Source organism: Sphingobium sp. JAI105 (assembly GCF_015752145.1).
Taxonomy (GTDB): domain Bacteria; phylum Pseudomonadota; class Alphaproteobacteria; order Sphingomonadales; family Sphingomonadaceae; genus Sphingobium; species Sphingobium xenophagum.
Genome location: NZ_JADOUC010000001.1, coordinates 2,818,245 through 2,835,888, shown reverse-complemented (window position 1 = coordinate 2,835,888; position 17,644 = coordinate 2,818,245). Strand labels below are relative to the sequence as shown.

Annotated in this window: 11 protein-coding genes; 4 read left to right on the top strand and 7 right to left on the bottom strand. The window is 63.9% G+C overall.

The annotated features are described in order from the left end of the window. Positions 1–16: 16 nt before the first annotated feature. On the bottom strand, positions 17–2,941 hold the full coding sequence (locus IWY39_RS13595) for a TonB-dependent receptor domain-containing protein (RefSeq protein ID WP_229380544.1): 2,925 nt from the start codon (positions 2,939–2,941) through the stop codon (positions 17–19). 231 nt (positions 2,942–3,172) lie between these two features. Then, positions 3,173–5,116 carry a glycoside hydrolase family 3 protein gene (locus tag IWY39_RS13590; RefSeq protein WP_229380545.1) on the bottom strand — a complete coding sequence of 648 codons (1,944 nt, stop codon included), beginning with the start codon at positions 5,114–5,116 and terminating at the stop codon, positions 3,173–3,175. 153 nt (positions 5,117–5,269) lie between these two features. Between IWY39_RS13590 and IWY39_RS13585 the strand changes: the two genes are divergently transcribed. Both IWY39_RS13585 and IWY39_RS13580 read left to right on the top strand, forming a co-directional pair. Beyond that, positions 5,270–6,760, top strand: coding sequence for a sulfatase family protein (locus IWY39_RS13585; protein ID WP_107123530.1), 1,491 nt, complete (start codon positions 5,270–5,272; stop codon positions 6,758–6,760). 101 nt (positions 6,761–6,861) lie between these two features. Continuing rightward, complete coding sequence (locus IWY39_RS13580) at positions 6,862–7,911, top strand: LacI family DNA-binding transcriptional regulator (RefSeq protein ID WP_026002534.1); 1,050 nt, start codon at positions 6,862–6,864, stop codon at positions 7,909–7,911. Positions 7,912–7,933: 22 nt separating this feature from the next. Here the strand turns inward: IWY39_RS13580 and maiA are convergent, their stop codons facing one another. The 5 genes from maiA to IWY39_RS13555 are packed head-to-tail and all read right to left on the bottom strand — an operon-like array spanning position 7,934 to position 14,458. Beyond that, positions 7,934–8,569 (bottom strand): maleylacetoacetate isomerase, encoded by a 636-nt coding sequence (gene maiA, locus IWY39_RS13575; protein WP_017183913.1) that lies wholly within the window; start codon positions 8,567–8,569, stop codon positions 7,934–7,936. Then, positions 8,562–9,257 (bottom strand): fumarylacetoacetate hydrolase family protein, encoded by a 696-nt coding sequence (locus tag IWY39_RS13570; RefSeq protein ID WP_107123313.1) that lies wholly within the window; start codon positions 9,255–9,257, stop codon positions 8,562–8,564. The genes maiA and IWY39_RS13570 overlap by 8 nt, the downstream gene beginning before the upstream one ends. Next, entirely contained in the window at positions 9,254–10,318 is a 1,065-nt protein-coding gene (gene gtdA / locus IWY39_RS13565; RefSeq protein ID WP_107123314.1) for a gentisate 1,2-dioxygenase, read from the bottom strand. The genes IWY39_RS13570 and gtdA overlap by 4 nt, the downstream gene beginning before the upstream one ends. 10 nt (positions 10,319–10,328) lie before the next feature. Next, entirely contained in the window at positions 10,329–12,023 is a 1,695-nt protein-coding gene (locus IWY39_RS13560; RefSeq protein WP_107123315.1) for a glycoside hydrolase family 3 protein, read from the bottom strand. Positions 12,024–12,082: 59 nt separating this feature from the next. After that, a complete protein-coding gene (locus IWY39_RS13555) occupies positions 12,083–14,458 on the bottom strand; it encodes a TonB-dependent receptor (protein ID WP_229380546.1) in 2,376 nt (791 codons plus the stop codon). A 263-nt stretch (positions 14,459–14,721) separates the two neighbouring features. On the opposite strand from IWY39_RS13555, the gene IWY39_RS13550 reads away from it, so the two are divergent. Together IWY39_RS13550 and IWY39_RS13545 are read left to right on the top strand one after the other, a co-directional pair. Then, positions 14,722–16,059 carry a spinster family MFS transporter gene (locus tag IWY39_RS13550; protein ID WP_037514928.1) on the top strand — a complete coding sequence of 446 codons (1,338 nt, stop codon included), beginning with the start codon at positions 14,722–14,724 and terminating at the stop codon, positions 16,057–16,059. Positions 16,060–16,087: 28 nt separating this feature from the next. Further along, positions 16,088–17,590 (top strand): sulfatase family protein, encoded by a 1,503-nt coding sequence (locus tag IWY39_RS13545; RefSeq protein ID WP_229380547.1) that lies wholly within the window; start codon positions 16,088–16,090, stop codon positions 17,588–17,590. The last annotated feature ends 54 nt before the right edge of the window (positions 17,591–17,644 follow it).

Sequence of the window (17,644 nt, the reverse complement as noted above, 5' to 3'; positions counted from 1 at the left end):
TCCGGCAGTGGTCCGATCAGTAGGCCATCCGCACGCCGACGCGGAAGGTGCGACCCAGCACGTCGTAAAGATTGGCGTTGGTGCCGATATTGTTGGCCGGCGCCACCGGCGGGTTGGTGTTGAACGCATTCTTGATCGCGCCAAACACTTCCACCATGCGCGGGCCGTTGTCGATGATGCGATAGCTCGCATTCACGTCGACATAGGTGACCGCCTTGACGCGATTGTCGGAGATGCTGTTCGGCAGGGTCGGGCTATAGCCGTCATCCTGCGGCCCGACATAGGTGGTGCCGAACTTGCCCTTGGGAATATAGCGCGACTGCATGCCCAAAGTCAGCGGCCCGCTGGTGAAGGTGGCCCGCGTGTTGATCTGATAGCAGGACATGCTGGGATAGGCCTGCTGCGTGACGGTGCCGTTCTGGCATTTGCCGTTCAGTGGCGATCCCGCGTTGACATAGGTCAGCTTCGTATAGGCCGTGCCCAGGATGCGCAGGTCCAGCGTACCGATATTCTCGATCTGCTTGCGATAGCCCAGTTCGACGTCGAAGCCCTTGACCTGCAACTCGTTCGCGTTGGCGGAGATGTTGCGGATGAAGGTCAGAACGCCATTGGCGTCGCGGGTGACGAAGGCGCATGCATCCGGCGCGCCCTGGAAGCACTGGGTGACCAGGGTGGGACCGCCCACGGCCGCGATATAGCCGGTTACCTTGATGTCATAATAGTCAACCGACAGCTGGAGATTGGGTATCGCTGCGGGCTGGATCGTGACGCCGAAAGTCTTGGTATGCGAAATTTCCGGGCGCAGGTTCGGGTTGCCGCCGGACTGGGTGGCGACCTGCGTGCTGGTGTTGGTGGCCGGGTCCAGGATCGCGCTGTTCTGGACGTTGGGCAGGATATATTGCTCGTTCATGTTCGGCGCACGGAAGTCGCGCGAAATGGTGCCGCGCATCCGCAGCCAGTCCACCGGCTTGTAGACCAGGCCGAGCTTCCAGGTGACTGCGTTGAAGCTGGAGTCCGCAGGGCCAACGGCGCCGCCCGCCAGGGGCGCTTCGGGGCTGGAGAATTTATAATGGGCGTGCCGCACCGCGCCATTGACTTCCAGCGTCTCGGCAAGGGGAACGTTGGACAGCAGCGGCACATTGGCCTCCGCATAGACTTCGAACACCTTGCTGCGTCCGTGCAGGGCGCTGTAATTCTGGATAAAGCCACCGGCGGCCGATACCGGGTCGACGTCCGCCGCGATGCTTTCGGTGCGATATTCCGCGCCCGCTGCGACCGAAACCGGTCCGCCCCAGGCGTCGAAAGGCTGCCCCTGGACGTTCGCGCTGACGTCGTCCAGCGTGATCCTGGACCGCTGAACGGCCGTGCCATAGACATATTGCAGCGCAGCGTCGCTGGCTGTGCCGACACCGAACAGGTTGAGCGGCTGACAAGCGGCATCCGTGGTCGCCGACTGGTTGACCGCACAGACGATCCTGCCGGCATTGGCGCCCGTGCCGTTTACGGCCTGAACCGCGCGCGAGAAATTATTCTGATTGATGATGTTGCGCGCGACATTGTCCAGCTTGCTGACGCCCCGGACATAGCTGGCGTCCCAGGTCCAGCCGCCCAGATCGCCCTTCAGGCCGGCGGCGACCCGATAGCTTTCGACATGATAGTCGACGATCGGAACCAGCAGACCATCGCCCGCCTTGCCGATGTTGACGTTCGCCAGGCCGATCTGCTGCATCTGGCTGCGCAGCTGGGCGGGAAGGAAGGGATTGTTGACCGACAGCGTGATCGCGCCGGTGTTGAGCGGGCCCGCCCGCAATGTGCCTGCGGCGTTCTGGTTACCCGAACGCAGCTGCGCGAACGTGCCCTGATTGTCCGTCTGACCGTAGGAGCTGTCCACCCACGCCTTCAGATTGTCGCTCAGTTCCGCTTCCGCCCGGAAGAGGGCGGCCAGGCGCTTTTGCGGCCCCTGAAGATCGAAGGCGCTGCTGGCAGGATTGATGCCGCGGCGCGACCCGCCGATCATCTGGTTGTTATTGGGCGCGTAGAGCTGGCCGAAGGTGAAGGGCAGCAGCGTCGTGCCATCGTCCGACACCTGTTGCCCGCCAAATGCATTGGTCAGCCTGGAACTGACGATCAGACCAGCGGGCGTATTCTGGGACCAACGCACGTCGGGCGAGATGATCAGGGCCGGCAGGCCGTTCTGCGCGGAATTGGCGTTCGACATGACGCCATATTCCTGGGCGCACCAGCTGCGCGAGTAGCAGTTGCCCGTCCTTTTCCGGTCCTGATAATCAAGCCCGGCGATGATGTGCAGACGGCCATCTAGGAATTTCTGGCCCACGCCGAACGAGTATTTCTGCTCATCCCCATCGCCAGCGTCCGTCACGCCATATTGCGCCGAAGCGCGAACGCCCTCCAGCTTGTTGTTGAGGATGATGTTGACGACACCGGCCACAGCGTCCGAACCATAGGCCGCCGACGCGCCGCCGGTGACGATGTCCAGCCGCGACACCAGCGAACTTGGAATGAGATCAGTGTTGAACAGGCCGGTGAAGGTCGTCGCGGGAAAGCGCAGCCCGTCCACCAGCACGAGGGTGCGAACCGCGCCCAGACCGCGGAGGTTGATCAGATTGTTGCCGGGGCCGTTGCCGCCACCGCCGACGAACGCCGTCGTCGAACTGGTATCGGTGCGCACGACAGGCAGGTCGTTGATGACTTGCGACAGCTGGGTCGCGCCGGTTTGGGCAATCAGGTCCGCGCCGACCACCGTAACCGGCGTGGGCATGTCCGCGCCGTTACGAACCACGCGCGAACCGGTAACGATGATGGCTTCGCTTGCGCCATCCGCTTCCGCCGCCTGCTCCTGCGCCATTGCAGCGCCGCAGCATGCCATCGCGGCCCCCGCGAGCAAGAATCCCAGATAATGACGATGACGCTGTGAAGCCACGATACCCTCCCCTGTTGCGGCGGCCTGTCAGAATTGGCCTGCCTGATTATGTGCCCCGACATCAATTCAGACGTTTGAGGGCTCACCCGTTGATGTAGCGGTAATTTTATATGGCAGCGCTGTCAATCACATCGTTGCACGCTTGCCGACAATTGCCTGGCGAGCGATACAGTTTTGCAACAGTGCCTTGCGCGCCAGATACTTGCCTATACCGACCCGGATACTGCCAAATCATTTCAGACACAGGCCCGCCCCCCTGGGGAACAGCGCCTCCTCGTCGTCCGACAGGTCCGGGCGCTGCCGTTCGACCGCGGCCATGGATGCCGGAAGCGCGAAGGGCAGGTGACCGCAGGCCGGGCTGCGCCCCGACACTATGTCGAACAGGGCCACGTCGCTGGTACCGAAATTGACGAGCACGGCCTTGGCGTGCGGCATGAGGGCAGTCAGCACCGCGGGGCGATCCATTTCCACCGCGGCAATGACGGGCACATGCGCCGCCGCCCGCTTGAGCGCCACCAGTGCCGGATCATCGGCCCTGAAGTCGAGCCGCCCTTCATGCTGCCGCGACCCGAAAAAATGAAAAGGGTGCAGCTTTTCGAACGGCGTGGCGGCGCGCACCAGCGCTATGTCGGCCTCGGACGGGTCTTTGACGACGACATAACCCGCCGAACCCGCAACAGCCTCATCCACGCCATAAAGCCAGATTTTCTTGCGCCCTTTCAGCGGCAATAATCCGCCCTCGTTGCGCAGCAGGATCTGGCTTCGCCGCTGCGCCTTGTCCGCCTCGCTCTGCCAGGCGGCATTGCCGACCAGCCTGGCGGCGGCCTGTTCGTCGACATAGGGATTGTCGAACAGACCCTGCCGGAACTTGAGCGCCAATATGCGTCGCGCCGAATCGTCGATTCGCTCGACCGAAATTGCGCCGCTGCGCACACCTTCCAATATCGGGGCGGCATCATCGACGCCGCCAAACTGGTCGATGCCTGCGTCCACGCCCTTGGCGAATCGATCGGCGACGCTCAGCGTTTCCACGCCCCATGGCATGCCAATCGCCTGCGGCGCCTGGGGATGAGCCGCATCCGGCGATACGCAGGTCTCCGGGCAGTCGCGCGTGATCGACCAGTCCGAAATGATCAGGCCCCGATATGCCTTTTCGCCGCGCAGCAGGTCGGTCAGCACCTGCTTGCTGAACCCTGCGCCGACCGGCTCGACCGGCTTGCCGCCAATCGAGGGGCCATGCAGCGCGACATAGGTGGGCATCACGCCCTCGCTCGCCGCTGCCAGCGGGCCATCGAACGCACGGACATGATCGGCAAATGACGCATCGGTCAGATGGACGTTGCGGCCATAATGATTGTGCCCGTCAAACCCTTCCGGCTCCGCGCCATAGCCGACCCAATGCTTGACCACGGTCGCAACGCCCGTTGGCGTCACGCCGGTCGCGCCGCCCTGGAACCCTTCCACATAGGCGCCCGCCAGGCGGGAGATGATTGCGGGGTCGGAACCGAATGTCGCGGAAAAGCGGGACCAGCGCGGCTCGCTGCCCACATCCGCCTGGGGCGACAACGCCATATGGATGCCGACGGCACGATATTCCTGCCGCGCAATATCCCCGAACCGGCGGACGAGATCGGCGTCGTCCAGCGCCGCAAATCCCAGCGTATCGGGCCACAGGGTGAAGCCACCGCCTGTCGTGCTCGCGCCGATCGTGGCCTGAAAATGATGGCGCGGATCAGTGCTGATCGTTGCCGGAATCCCCAGCCTTGTGCCTTCCGCGATCTTCTGCACCATATTGTTCTGGCGCGCGAATTCCGCCGGCTTGACGACGATCCGGGTGATGAAGCTGCTGATCTTCCCGCCTTCGATCATGGCGCGCACCCGCGCCATGTCATAGCCGGTCGATGACACGCCGATCGCCGATCCCTGCCCCGGCAGGCTCGCATGCACCATCAGGCCGACTTTTTCCTCGATGGTCATGCGCGCCATCAGGTCATCGACCCGCTCCTCGACCGACAGGCGCGAATCCTCGTAGCGGTCTAGCTGGTTGTTGCGGTTCAGATCCCGCCACTGTGGCGCTTCAGGCGCGGCGGCGACCAGCGGCGTGGCCAGGGCGAAAAGCCCGGCGACGCAGGCCGGAGCCAGCATTACGCCCCGATACAGCTCTTTCAAGGCCATGCCCCCTCCTGTCCCGCAATGTCAGTTTAATTTAGCGCTATATTGATTATATCGCAGAAGTGGGCAAGACTGCATTTGCACAAGGCAGCATATCAAGTGACGGACCGGCCAGCCCCGCAGGGTGACGCGACGGTGGCCGCAAGGGAGGATGGGATGATCAACCAACGCAAGCGCAGGTTTTTGCAGGCCAGCGCAGCCGCCGCCATCATGGCCGCGTTTCCCCGCTATGCCCAGGCGGTCGACTATGTGAAGCGTGATCCGCGCAAGCGCCACAATCTGCTGCTCATCACATCGGACGATGTGGACTGGTCGGCGCTCGGCTTCATGAACGGACGGCGCGGCCTCACCCCCAATCTCGACAGCCTCGCCGCGCAAAGCCATGTCTTTGAGCAAGTGCGTACCGTGGCGCCGATCTGCATGCCCTCGCGCCAGGCGTTCATGAGCGGCCTGCTGCCGCACAAAAATGGCGGCAACGGCTTCTTCCCGATGCGGGAGGGTACGCCGACGCTATGCACCACCCTGGCTGCCGAAGGCTATTATTGCGCCGCCAGCCACAAGATCGGCCATATGCAGCCCGCCTCCTCCTTCCCCTGGGACTTAAAGCAGGAAGGCAAGGACCGTCATCCCATGGTGCATGCCGACATGCTCCGCCTCGCCGTCACGGAAGCGCAGGCCCAGTACAAGCCCTTCTTCATCAACTGCAACATCAACGATCCGCACCGGCCATTTTATGGCGCGGAAGATGCGCAGGAAATCGATCACGAGCAGACCGGCCCGTATCGCATCGCCCGGCCGCTCAAGGCGGGCCAGGTTCCGATCCCCGCCAATCTCGAAGACTTGCCCGATATTCGGGAGGAGATGGCGCAATATTGGAATTCGGTGCAACGCCTCGACATCGCCGTGGGCAATATTCTGAAGGCTCTCAAGGATAGCGGCACTTGGGACGACACGATCGTCCTGTTCGTGGCGGATCATGGCATGCCGATGCCCTTTGCCAAGGCCAGCGTCTATGACCATGGCATCCGTACGCCCGTGCTGCTGCGCTACCCCGGCATGGGAAAGCCGCGCCGCTTCGATACGCTCACGACCAACCTCGACATATTGCCGACGCTGATCGAGCTGTTGCAGGCCAAACCGATCGCGGAGCTGGACGGGCAGTCCTGGGTTCCGATGCTGAAGGGCGGCGCGGCGCAGGACAAGCCGTTCGTCATGTCCTATGTCGACTATGTGTCGAGCGGGATGCTCTACCCTTCGCGCACCTTGCAGGACAAACGCCACGCCTTCCATTACACCGCCTGGGCGAACGGCAAGACCGAACTCAAGATCGAAAGCATGTGGGGTCTCACCTTCCCCGCCATGGCGAAGGCCGCGGAAACCGACGCGCGCATCGCCGCGCGCGTGAAGCAATATGTGATGGGCTATCCCATGGCGCTCTATGATCTGGAGGCTGATCCGGGCCAGCGGAACAATCTGATCGCCGATCCCGCCTACAAGGCCAAGGTCGATGAGATGCAGCGGCTGATGCTGGCCGAGATGGAGCGGACGGGCGATCCCCAGCTGGAAAATTTCCGCGTCTCGCTGGCCGGTGGCACCCCGGTCCTGAAGCAGGAGCCGGCCAAGTTCCGCATCCGCGGCGGTGACTGATTGGCCGAACCAGCCCGGCCAATGGGCCTGGTCGTCAGACTGTGGATTGTTTGCCAATCCCCGCTTATGACGATGTCCTTCGCCAACCGACCAGGGATGACATGACGAGCCCGGACACTACCCGCAAACGCCGGAGAGGCGCGAAAGGCCCCACGATCACGGCAGTCGCGCGGGAGGCTGGCGTATCGGCCATGACGGTCTCCAACGTCATCAACAACAAGAGCTTCGTCAACCCGGTCGCGCGCGAAGCCGTTTTGAAGGCGGTGAAGGCGCTCAACTACACGCCCAATTCCGCCGCCCGCAGCCTGGCGGCGGCCAAGACGCTGCGGATCGGCCTGCTCCACCGCGACATTGACAGCGCGCTGCTGAGCGCCATGCTGGTTGGCAGCCTGCGCGCCACGTCACGCCTTGGCGTGCAGCTGGTGCTGGAAATATACGACTTCTCCGATCCTGTCGGCAGCATCGAAAGGATGATCCGAAGCGGCATTGACGGCCTGTTGCTGCCGCCGCCGATCTGCGAGATCGCCAGCGCTGCTGGTCTGCCCGAAAGGCATGACGTGCCGATGATCGGCCTGGCGCCCGGCGGCGACCTGCGCAACATGGATTGCGTGCGCATCGACGATGAACAGGCGTCCTATGAAATGACGCGCATGCTGCTTGGCAAGGGGCACCGCCGGATCGCCATTGTCACGCTGCCGACCTCACTGGTGGCGGCCTCCCGCCTGAAGGGCTATCTGCGCGCGCTGGGCGACGAAGGGGTCGTCGCCGATATGAAGCTGGTCTGGGAAGCGCCCCCGACGTTCGAAGCGGGCCTGGCGCTGGCGGAGCGCGTGCTGACGACGCAGCGGGATTTCACCGCCGTCATCGCGGGCAATGACGACATGGCGGCGGCGTTCGTGAATGTGGCGCTGCGCAACAAGATTTCGGTGCCGGACGACCTGTCGATCACGGGTTTCGACGATACGCCGATCGCCGTCAAAATCTGGCCGGAACTGACCACCATCCGGCAGCCGCTGGCCCTGATCGCCGAACGGGCGGCAGAGCGGCTCGTCGCGACACTGCGCGGCGAGCCGCCGGAAACCCAGCCGCTGGCGATCTACGTCGATTACAAGATGATCGAACGGCAATCGACCGGACCGGCACGGGCCTGATCGTCTCCCGCTAACGACATCCTTACTCGGCGTCGGGCTGGCGATCGGGCCGCGCGGCGGCAAAGGCGGGCAAGGCGTTGCAGGCCGCTTCCACAGCCTCGATCCGGGGAAAATCCGTGCGCGCGCCAAAGCGACGGGCATTGCCCAGTTGCGGGATCAGCACGATGTCGGCCAGCGTCACCTGATCGCCGAAACAATATGGCCCTTCCCGATCGGCGATCAACCGCGAACAGGCTTCAAGCCCGGTCTCGATCACCTCGCGCGCCCAGCCCTGCACGGCGTCCTCATCCAGTCCGCGCGCTGCCAGCATGCGCAGGATCTTGAGGTTCTGGACCGGGTGAATATCGCACGCAACGGCCTGGGCAAACCCCCGCACGGTCGCCCGCATCAGCGGGTCGGCGGGCAATAGCGGCGGATCGGGATAGCATTCGTCCAGATATTCGCAGATGGCCATGCTTTGCGTCAGCACCGTGCCGTCCACCTCCAGGGCTGGCACCAGCCCCTGCGGGTTGATCGCCATATAGGCGTCGGACCGCTGCTCGCCCGCACGCAGGCGATAGGTGCGATCCGACCATGTCAGGCCCTTCAGTCCCATGGCGATCCGCACGCGCCAGGACGCGGAGGATCGCCAGAAGCCGTGCAGGATCATGTCAGTCATGGGCAACCGGCGTGATCATGACCCTGGTATCGGTAAGGCCGTCGATCGACACGATGATTTCATCGCCCGGCACGACCGCGCCGACGCCTGCGGGCGTCCCTGTGTAGATGAGGTCGCCCGGCTCCAGCCGATAGGCGCGCGAGAGGAAGGCGATGAGTTCGGACACCGGATGGATCAGATCGGCAAGGTCGGCCTGCTGCTTCACCTCGCCATTGACGGTCAGGCGAATGGCGCCGGTCGACAATTCCCCGGTCTCGCTGATCGGGTGGAGCGTGCCGAGCGGGGAGGATTGCTCGACATTCTTGCCCGCGTCCCACGGGCGCCCCTTGGCGCGCGCGTCGAGTTGAAGGTCGCGGCGGGTCATGTCGAGGCCAGTGGCATAGCCGTAGATATGGTCGACCGCCTTGTCGGCGGGAATGTCGCGACCGCTCTTGCCGATGGCGACGACCAGTTCGGCTTCATAATGATAGTTGCCGGTCATCGTCGGGTAGGCGATCGGCCCGCTGGGCACGACCGTTTCGGCCCATTTGGTGAAGTAAAAGGGCGCTTCGCGATCCACCTCGACGCCCATTTCCTTGGCATGATCGGCATAGTTGCGGCCGATGCAGAAAATGCGGCGGACGGGGAAATCATGGCCGTCGCTCGTGGGGGCCAGAACGGGCGACTGAGGGTCGAACAAGAGGGTCAATGGTTGCACTCCCGGTAGAGGTCGAGCTTCATCTGTGAAGCCTTGTCGGAATAGCCGAACAATATCGTCTGCGAATGCGCCTGGAAGCGGTAGGGAACCCAGGACGGTATGACAACCATGTCGCGCGCGCCCAGCCGGATTTCCTGATCGCCCAGTTCCAGCGTCGCTTCGCCTTCGACCAGCACGAACACGGTGCCGTCGGTCGCCTGCCGCGTCCTGGTTTCAAACCCTGCGGGCAACAGGCGGACATGCGCGGAAATGGTCGAAAGGATGGGGCCGCCATCGGCGGGGTTCAGAAATTCCAGCGCATGGCCGAAATGCGGATCGATCTCGGCGCTCGACGCCATCGCATCCAGCGCGGGCCGCCAGTCGGCATAGCGATAATGGAACAGCGGGCGCGCGCTGGGGCGACGGTCCGCCAGGCTCCCGCGCAACGGGCGCATATTGTGGCCATATCGGGTCAGCGTGTCGCCGGCGGGCACCGTTTCGGGGTGGGCGGCGACATCCAGCCGCTCGGCAAAGCTGGCGTCGAACAGGCGGACGGTGGGAATGTCCAGCCCATCGAGCCAGATCATCGGCTGGTCGGTCTGGTTGCCATGGTCGTGCCACTGGCCCGCAGGCGTCAGCACCAGGTCGAAAGGCTGCATGACCGCCTTTTCCCCGTCCAGTGCGGTGAAGGCTCCGCTGCCTTCCATCACGAAGCGCAGCGCATTCTGGGAATGCCGGTGGCACGGCGCGACCTCGCCCGGCAGGATCAGCTGCAATCCGGCATACAGGCTGGGGGTTATGGCGGACAGGCCGCCAAGGCCCGGATTTTCCAGGATGAGCACGCGGCGCTCCGCCTGTTCGGCGCTGATGATGTCGCCTGCGCGCATCAGATGGTCGCGCACCTCGTCATAGCTCCACCGCCAGGGCTTGGCCGGGGACTGCGGCTCGGCCAGGACCAGCGCATGCAGGCTTTCCCACAGCGGCAGCAGCCCTTTGGGGGCCATGGCGGCATATAGCGCCTCCAACTGGGCGCGCTGATCGTTGGCGCCGTGACCCTGGGACATGACCGTCATATCGCTCTCCTTACCAACGCAACTGTTCCTGGCCGCAAAATGGATCAACGGGACTGACGCCGGTGAAGGGCGCTTCGCCGGTCAGCCGACGCACTGTTTCGCGCAGCACCGGCTCGATCGCGCTGTAGGCGTTGACGCATGTTTTCATATGCGGGGCATCATATAGATAATAGGGCTGCCCGAACGACAGCAGTGCGGTCGGGATTTCCTGCGCGAACTGGCTCATCGCCTTGCGATTGGACCCGTGCAGCTTCACCAGATCCAGAAAGATGTGCGCCGCGCTGGGCGTCGCTTCCTGCCCGACCAGATAGAGGACAAGATCGGTGTCCTCGCGCGTCGGCCACTGGTCCACGTCCAGCATCCGCGGCTCGAAGCCGCGGGCGCGCAATTCGTCGAGAACCGGGCCATAGCCGCGCGACAAGGCGCCGTCCCAGAAGCTGAACCCTTCTTCCGCGACGATGACGACGCGGCGATGGGTCGCGGGCGCCAGCGGCAACAGCGATTGCGTGTCCTTGACCAGCGTGATGCTCTGCCCGGCGGCCTGCAACGCGGCGACACGATGGTCGGGCGTCTGCAAGGCGTCCCGCATCGCCTCGATCGGCATCATCCGCTCGGCCGGATCGATCCGGTGCAGCCCCAGCCGCGCCTTCAGCGTCAGAATGCGGGTCACCGCCTCATACAGGCGGCCTTCGGACAAACGGCCATTGCGCAGGCCATCGAGCATGAAGCCATAATCTCTCTGTGGCGCGCGGCTGAACAGGAACATGTCGCAGCCATTCTCGATCACCGCCGGCACCGTTTCGGATCGCTCCATCCAGCCAGTCAGCCCGCCCATGCCGGTCGCATCCGACACGATCAGGCCTTTAAAGCCCAGTTCCTCGCGCAGCAGGCGCTGGTTCAGCAGGTGCGACACGGTCGCGGGCTGGAACGCCTCGCGCCCCGCGTCCGGCAAATGCGCGCGGATATAGGCGGGAAAGGCGATATGGGCGGACATGACCGTCATCACCCCTTGCCCGATCAGCTGGCCGTAGATGCGGCCGAACAGGCCGTGCCATTCCTCAACCGACAGCGGATTGACGCTGGTGACCAGATGCTGGTCCCGGTCGTCGAAACCATCGCCCGGCCAGTGTTTGAGGCAGGCGGCAACGCCTTCTTCCTGCAAGGCGCGGATATAGACGCTGGCCTGCGCCAGCACATTTTCCGGGCGCGAGCCGAAGGATCGCGTACCCACGATCGCGCTGCGGAACGCATGGTTGATGTCGACCACCGGCCCAAAGGACCAGTCATAGCCCAGCACCCGGCTTTCCCGCGCGACCAGCCGGGCAATGGCCTCTGTCGTCGCCAGATCGTCGCACGCCGCAATGCCCATGATATTGGGAACGGTCGTGGCGAAGGGATAGCTGATCGTGCCCCCTTCTATATCGCCGGTAAAGACCGGCGGCACCACCGCCTGCTCGATCGCGTGGACGGACGCGGAGCGGAACGCGGAGAGGTCGTTCCGGGGAAAACGGTTGATGCCGCCGGGCTTGAGCGCCAGGAGCGGGCCTAGCTCCTCGGCGCTGTCTTGTGACGTTGAAAAGATGAAGAGTTGCCCGATCATCTCCTCGATGCTCATGGCGTCACGCGTGCGCTCCACCCATGCGCGTGCTTGCTCGTCGATGGAGAGCGGTTCTGTCGGGGGCGGCGTGAGACTGTCCAGGAGCATGCTGTACCCTAACAAAAGAGTGGAGGAGCCGGACGCACATCGCCCGGCTCCCGGCCCGATCAGAAGCGCGCGCTAAAGGTTGCCCCGAAGTAGCGGCTGCTGTCCTTGTTATAGGTGCCCACCAGATCCAGCGGATTTGCCACGGTCGACATGATGGAGTTGTGACCGATGTTCGTCAGGTAATTTTCGTCGAACAGGTTTTTCACGAACAGCGTCACGCCATAGCGGCGGTCGGACGTGGTGACGCCCACCGTCGCGTCGACCAGCGTGTAGGCCGGCTGGATCGTGAGCGGATCGAGTTCCGACGAGAAGAACTGCGCGCTGGTGAAGTTGGCGCTGACCTGTGCGAAGGCGTTGAAATTGTCGCCTTCATAGTCATAGCGCGGCGTCACGCCGATGCGCCAGTCGGGGCTTGCCTGCAACGGGCGGTTGCGCAGATTCTGCTGCGGCGTGGCGCCGGGCGCGGTGCGATAGCAGATATTGGTCGGCGTGCCGCTCAGCACCGGCGCTGCCGCCTGAAGCTGCAATGCGCAGTTGAGGCCGTCAATGTTGATGCGCGACTGCGCGTAGGTCACGGCGGCATTGACCGAGAAGGAGTCGGACGGACGCAACGTGGCTTCGACTTCGAAACCGCGGCTGCGCGACGAACCGGCGTTGGTGGTCACGAACTGGATGATGCCGGTGGTCGGATCGGACCGGTTGGCCTGCACCTGAAGGTTGGAATAATCAGCCTGGAACAGGGCGGCCGAGATGCTCAGCGTACGGTCAGCCGTGCTGCCCTTGAAGCCGATTTCATAGGCGTTCACATGCTCTGGCTGAATGGCCTTCTGGTTGGCCAGATCGCCGCCAATCTCCATTTCATAGCCCAGCCCCTTATAGCCGCGCGTGTAGCTGGCATAGACCTGTGCATTGCGGCTGAATTCATATTGCAGGCCCGCCTTGCCGGTGACGGCGGTGTCGTTGGCGGAGAAGGTGCCGCTGCGGGGCGGATTGCCGGGGAAGATCGCGTCACCCGCGACGATCGGCGCAATGCGATAGCCGCTGTTGGTGCCCTTTTCATACTGCACGCGGATGCCGCCGATGGCGCGCAGCCCGCCGACGATGCGATAGTCCGCCTGGCCGAACGCGGCGATGCTGTCCTGCTTCAGCCGGATGCGGCTGGCCGACGACTGCCAGACGATGTTGGCGGGCGCGCAGGGCTGGCCCACGACACCGGCGGTGCAACGCGCGCGGCGACGATCGAAGGGACGCAGGATGTCGCTGTGCATGTAGAAGATGCCCGCGACATAGTTGAGGTCGGAATTGCCGTTGTTGGCGATGCGCAGTTCCTGCGACCAGCCCTTCAGGTCAACCGTGCCGTGGTTCTGGTTCCAGAAGGTGTAGGGCGCGAAGGCAGCCGTCCCCAGAAAGATGGGCGAGGTCGCGGGGATGCGGTCGATCGGCTGGTTCACATCCAGATCATATTTCTGGAACGCGCTGATCGACGTGATCGTGGCGCTGCCAAGATCCCAGTCGGCCTGCAACGAATAGGTCTGCGCCTTGCTGTTCGCATAGGTTTCGGTGTCGTCGTTGATCTCGCGATTCTCGCGCGATGCGTTGATCGGCCCGACGATCGACTGGAGCACAGGGTTGCGGATCTGGATCAGCGTGGAGGCGCAGCAACCGGCGTCCGTCTTGCGATATTCGCCGGCCAGCAGCAGGGTCAGGCTGTCGGTGGCGTCCCATTCCAGCTTGCCGCGCACGCCCCAGCTCTTCGACCCGTTCGTCCACTTGTTGGTGGCCAGGTTGCGGGTGATGCCCTGGACGTCGCTGTAGAAGCCGGAAACGCGGGCGCGCAGCGTGTCGGTGATCGGACCCGAAACGGTGCCGCGGGCGCGATATTCATTATGCTCGGCAATGGTGATGTCGCCCTTGCCCTCAAAGTCGCGCGACGGGCGCGCCGTCGTCACGCTGATGACGCCGGCCGACGCATTCTTGCCGAACAAGGTGCCCTGCGGGCCGCGCAGCACTTCGACCCGCTCCACATCGGCGAGTTCGGAAAAGCCCTGCGCCGAACGCACGGCGACCACGCCATCGACGACGACCGAAACCGAAGGCTCAACGCCCTGGCCAAACAGCGCCGTACCGACGCCGCGAATACGGAAGCTGGTGTTGGTGGGGTTGGCGCCCTGCTGGAACGAGAGCGAAGGCACGGCCTGGACCAGCGAGTTGGTGTCGTTGATCTGACGCGACGCCAGCGTGTCCGCGCCCACGGCGGTAACGGCCAACGGCACGTCCTGCAGACGCTCGGCGCGCTTTTGCGCAGTGACCACGATTTCGCCCGGCTCATTCTCAGGCATTGCCTGGTCCTGCGCCACGGCAGGCATGGCCAGCATCGCCATGCCCATGGCCAGGGCGGAGGCCGCCGGAATTAACGTGCACTTATAGGTGGCCACTTCAGATCCCCTCATGTCGAGATTTTTGACGTCAACGGTTTGGCGACTTGGGAACCAGATCCGTGAGTCGCTTCGATGTACCGCTAAATGACTTTTTGAGCGGATTGTCAATCGGCTTTCGCACGTCCATCCATAGATGCGTGCCGCCTCCCCGCCTGCTATATGCCCGATAACAGGGGTTAGAATGTCCGTCCGGTCACGCCGATATTGACAGCAGGGCCGATACAAGCTTTGTAGCGCTACATATTCGTGGAGAGGTTGAAATGGCGGAGTCGACGACAACAGACACGTGGCCACCAGCGCGTCAGGCGTGGTTCGCGGCGTTCATGCTTGCCGCTGCCAATACATTCGCCTTTGTCGACCGGCAGGCTCTGGCGCTTCTGGTGCAGCCCATAAAGGAAGATTTGCAGGTCAGCGACACCGCGATGAGCCTGCTTTACGGCCTCAGCTTCACCATGTTCTACGTGCTGGTCGGCATTCCGGTCGCGCGGCTGGCGGATCGGGCCAACCGCCGCAATATCGTTGCCGCCGCTATCTTCATCTGGAGCCTCGCGACCGCCCTGTGCGGTCTCGCCCGCAGCTTCGGCATGCTGTTCGTCGCCCGTATCGGCGTGGGCGCGGGCGAAGGGGGGCTCAGCCCCGCCGCCTACTCCATCCTGTCCGATTATTTCCCCAAGCACCGGCTGCCCGCGGCCATGGGCGTCTATCAGATGGGCATCTATGTCGGCGGCGCGGCGGCGCTGCTGCTTGGGGGGCTGCTCGCAACGGTCGTGCCGCCATCCAGCATCGTGAACGTGCCGCTGATCGGCGAGACCAAAGGCTGGCATATCGCGTTTCTGGTGCTCGGCCTGCCCGGCCTGCTGCTCTCCGCGCTCATGCTGCTTGTCCCTGAACCCCCGCGCCGGGGCGAAGGCGTCCATGCGCCCAGCCCGCCCTTTCCGGTGCTGTTCGCGCACATCGCCCGGCACTGGCAGGCCTATGTCGGCATCAGCCTGGGCTTTGCGCTGATGATCCTGGTCGGCAATGCGACGGGTGCGTGGATTCCCGCTTTCCTGGAGCGCAAATTCGGGTTGACCACCGCGCAGATTGGCGGCCTCTATGGCACGATCACGGCGGTCTGCGGCGTGAGCGGCACGCTGATCGGCGGCTTTGCGGCCTCGGCATTGCGGCGGCGCGGGATCGCGCGCGGCAATCTCTATGCCGCCCTGTTCGGCTTCATCAGCCTGATCCCGGTGACCATATTGTTCCCCCAGATGCCGACCGCGGCCCTGTCGCTCGCGCTGATCGGCGCGATGAACTTCCTGGCTGGATTCAATTTCGGCGGTGGTCTTGCCGCCTTGCAGGAAATCACCCCCAACCGGATGCGGGCGTCGGTATCGGCGGGCTATATGCTGATCGTCAATCTGATCGGCGCGGCTGGCGGGCCGTTCGCCATCGCGCTCGTGACCGATTATTGGTATGGCGATCCGCAGGCTTTGCCCGCCGCCATCACGCTGGTCTGCGCCATCGCCTCGCCGCTGTCGGTCGCCGCCCTGCTGCTGGGCATGCGGGGCTATGGCCGCGCCATCGCCGCATCCGCCGACGCCGTCCTGCCCGCCTGACATCGCTTCGCAAGAAAGGGTCCACCCGATGGTCCAGCGCCCCCGCCGCCCCCTCGCCTCGTTGCTGCTGGCCGCCAGCGCCCTGACCTTCGGGCTGGGCGCGCCGACGACGACCGGGATCACCGCGACGCCCCAGCCGACACCTGCCACGCCAACGCCTGCCAGGGACGTGGCGGCGGCGGCACGCCCCAATGTCGTGATCATCCTGGTGGACGATCTCGACTGGGCGGACGTGTCGACCTACGGCCGTCGCGATGCGCCGACCCCGAACATAGACCGGATCGCACAATCGGGCGTCGCCTTTTCGGACGCCTATGTCGCGGCGTCGGTATGCGCGGTCAGCCGGGCGGCCCTGTTGACCGGCCGCATGCCCCAGCGTTTTGGCTTCACCTACAATATCAATGATGAAGGCGATAAGGGCGCTGGCCTGCCCGTCGACCAGAAGACGCTGGCCGACCGCCTGCGCCCGCTTGGCTATCGCGCCGCTGCCTTTGGCAAATGGCATCTGGGATCGGACCCGCAATTCTATCCCACGCGGCGCGGCTTCGACGAATTTTTCGGCTTCCTGGCCGGGGAAACCAATTATGTCGATCCCGCCACGCCCGGCATCGTCACCACCCCGACCAAAGAGGATAAATATGAAATCGGCCCCCGCACCGGCAACCATGCCATGGTGGAAGGCCCGGACGCGCGCCCTGCGGACGATTTCTCGCGCTATCTGACCAACCAGATCACCGATCGCGCGGTCGATTTCATCACCCGCGCCACGGCGGACAAGAACAGCCCGTTTTTCGCCTATGTCGCCTACAACGCCCCGCATTGGCCGTTGCAGGTGCCGCAAAGCTATTATGACCGGTTCGCGCATATCAAGGATCCGGTACGCCGCACCTATGTCGCGATGATCGCGGCGATGGACGATGGCGTGGGCCAGATACTCGATACGCTGGAAAAGCGCGGCGTGCGGGACAATACGATGGTCCTGTTCCTGTCCGATAATGGCTGTCCGCATCGCTTTGGCTTTTGCAATCCCGACCATCCATTCGGCGCTGGCAAATTCACCTATCTGGAAGGCGGGGTGCGGGTGCCCTTCGTATTTTCATGGCCCGCGGGCCTCAAGACGCGCGGCATCAGCGCCAGCCCGGTTTCCTCGCTCGACATTGCGGCAACGGTGCTGCGCGCCGCAGACCCGGCCCATGCCCTGCCCAGGGAACTGGAAGGGCATGACCTGGTGACGACCGCGCGCAAGCCACAGCCCGACCGCCTGCTGGTCTGGGGTCAGGAGCCGGTCTATGCCGCGCGGCAGGGCGACAAGAAAGTCTGGCTCTCGCGCGACTGGAACCAGTCGTATCTTTACGATCTGAAGGCCGATCCCGCCGAAGAGCAGGATCTGTCGGCCAGGGATCCAAAGAATGACAAGCGACTGAAAGGCGCGATCGAGCGTTATCGCACATCGCTCCCCGCCCCGTTGTGGAAGCTCCATTCCACCCGCAAGGTGACGGTGAACGGGCGGGAAACGGAGATGGTCTATTGATGGACGGGCCGTTTCAAGGCCATTCCCGGCGTCATCGGAACGCCAGCCTATTAT